The sequence below is a fragment of the Ideonella azotifigens genome, from assembly GCF_006519715.1.
Classification (GTDB): Bacteria; Pseudomonadota; Gammaproteobacteria; order Burkholderiales; family Burkholderiaceae_C; genus Ideonella; species Ideonella azotifigens.
On record NZ_VIDT01001103.1, the window covers coordinates 1 to 1,234 of the forward strand.

A 1,234-nucleotide genomic window follows, 5' to 3' on the forward strand; every position below is an offset into this window, starting at 1 on the left:
GATCGATCATTTGCGGCGCCGGGCCTGGTTGCTGGGGGGCGCGCTGGCTCTGCTGGTGAGCCTGCCGCTGGCCGCCTTTTGGTTGCGCATGTGGTTTCCGGCCGACAGCTTTGACCACACGGCGGCCCACGCGGTCGATGAGCATGTCGCAATGTTGTTACAAGGGGAACAACTTGTACCGCCGCCGCCGCTGCCGCCAGCGCTGTTTTTGACGCCGGAAGTCGAGCAGGCCGTGCCGATGGTGCAGGGCGCCAGCCGCCAATGGGAACTGCTGGATGACGCCTTTCGACAGAGGTTGCTGCTGGTGTTCAAGCTGATGGCCGAACGCCATGGCTACCGCATGGTGTTGATCGAGGGATACCGCAGCCCGGAGCGGCAGGCGATGCTTGCAACCATGGGCAGTTCAGTCACATTGGCCGGCGCCGGCGCCAGCTACCATCAATACGGACTGGCAGCCGACTGCGCTTTCCTGCGCGATGGCAAGATCGCCATTTCCGAACGCGAGCCCTGGGTTGCCCGGGGCTATGAGTTGTACGGCGAGGTGGCCGCGTCCCTGGGCATGACCTGGGGGGGCGGTTGGCGCAGCCTCAAGGACCTCGGTCACGTGGAGCTGCGCCGCCCTGGCGTGCTGCGAGGCGGGGCCCAGCCGGCGACAGGAGAAGCGCTTTCGCCCTAGACTGCCACCGAGATTGTTCTGCCATCAAGGCAGTGCAACGACAGACCAACATGAGCGCGCGGAACCACCGCCGCCTTCAGGAGGACGCATGTCCAAGCCATTCATTGTTGTGGGCGACAAGACCAATCACGGCGGTGTCGTGATTGCCGGTGCGCCCACGACCACCACGTCTGGCAAAGCCATCGCCCGCGTCGGCGACCAGGTTTCCTGCCCGCATCGAGGCCATGGTGGCACCACCGTGATCGCCACCGGGGACCCGACCTGCATGATCGATGGCAAGCCCGCAGCCCGTGACGGTGACACCACCGCCTGCGGCGCCACGCTGATCGCCTCGCAGGCGGTGACCACCGATTGATCGCGGGTTGACCCCGGCTGGCGGCGGGCCAAGGCCCGCGGCACTCAAGGCGACATGAAGTCTTTTCTCAAGGGCCTGGCCCTGCTGGTAGCGACGTGCTGCGTGGTTTGGATTGCCGTGTTATGGCGATGGCAGGCCCAGCACCGCGACGTGGGTGTTGGCGACATGCTGCTCTACCTCGGGCTGCTGCCATTGGTGGTGTT

Annotated in this window: 2 protein-coding genes; both read left to right on the forward strand. The window is 65.6% G+C overall.

Annotated features, from left to right (window positions below; translation table 11 throughout):
• Positions 1-55 precede the first annotated feature (55 nt).
• The gene (locus tag FKP22_RS30870; protein ID WP_375140638.1) at positions 56-676 is read left to right on the forward strand and encodes a M15 family metallopeptidase; all 621 of its coding nucleotides are present in this window, start codon (positions 56-58) and stop codon (positions 674-676) included.
• Positions 677-764: 88 nt separating this feature from the next.
• Positions 765-1,031, forward strand: a complete 267-nt coding sequence (locus FKP22_RS30875) for a PAAR domain-containing protein (protein ID WP_141291996.1) — start codon at positions 765-767, stop codon at positions 1,029-1,031.
• Positions 1,032-1,234: the final 203 nt, after the last annotated feature.

Bases quoted from the DNA above. Each gene is read 5' to 3' on its own strand.
- FKP22_RS30875 (WP_141291996.1), top strand. From the start codon at position 765: ATGTCCAAGCCATTCATTGTTGTGGGCGACAAGACCAATCACGGCGGT.